We start from the raw sequence: 726 nt of genomic DNA, 5'->3' as shown, positions 1-726 counted from the left end.
GATATTGCCGACGCCGTAGCTGACGATGGTGATCATCGAATGATGGCCCTTTGCACGCCGAGCGCGCGCAGCACCCGGGTGCCGAGATCGATGATGGCCATGTCGTTGGCGTAGTCCTTGTACGTCTTGGGCTCGCCGCGGTGCAGCGCCTGCAACTCGGCGACGGTCAGGCCGAGCTTGGTGGCGATGTATTCGAAGTCATGCGCCAGCGTTTCCTCGTCATAGGCGGGGATGGCGATCTTGGCGAGCGCGTCCTCTCGCTTGAGCTGGCCGGTCAGGATCAGGCTGGAGAAATGCGCGCGGCGCTTGTCGTAGCCGAACTTGCTGGGCAGCCAGTAGCCCTCGTAGAAGCGCGTGAAGCGCGACTCGTAGTGCTTGTGCGCGTACTTCTGCCAGCCGAACTTGTCCACCAGTTCGTCCATGGCCGCTTCCTTGTAGAAGGGCACGCAGTTCAGCGGCTTGACGACCTGCACGCCCTTGAAGAAGCGGTAGTAGATCTTGAAGCGGAAGATGCCCGCGAGCGGGAACTTCTTCAGCGGCCGCGTGCCGAAACGGCGGTGGATGTCCTTGAGCTGGCGCACGTCGGACGCGTGGTAATGCCACTCCAGCGGCTCGCGAACGCACTCGGTCGAGTAGTTGGCACCGGTCAGGATGTATTTCGCGTTGTTCTTGGCCGCGAAGTTGTAGAGGCCCGCGAAAAAGGCGTGGTCCTGCGGCGTGTCCAGG

The 726-nt window shown here is 62.3% G+C and carries 1 protein-coding gene; it reads right to left on the bottom strand.

Features of this window, described 5'->3' with window-relative positions; translation table 11 throughout:
• Positions 1-32: 32 nt before the first annotated feature.
• Positions 33-726: adenine nucleotide alpha hydrolase family protein (locus AC1DU6_RS33930; RefSeq protein ID WP_477862796.1), on the bottom strand; the 694-nt coding region annotated here is incomplete at its 5' end.

The organism is Roseateles sp. P5_B10 (assembly GCF_056400485.1).
Note: the sequence above shows the minus strand (reverse complement) of the source record. Positions and strands in the feature narration are given on the sequence as shown.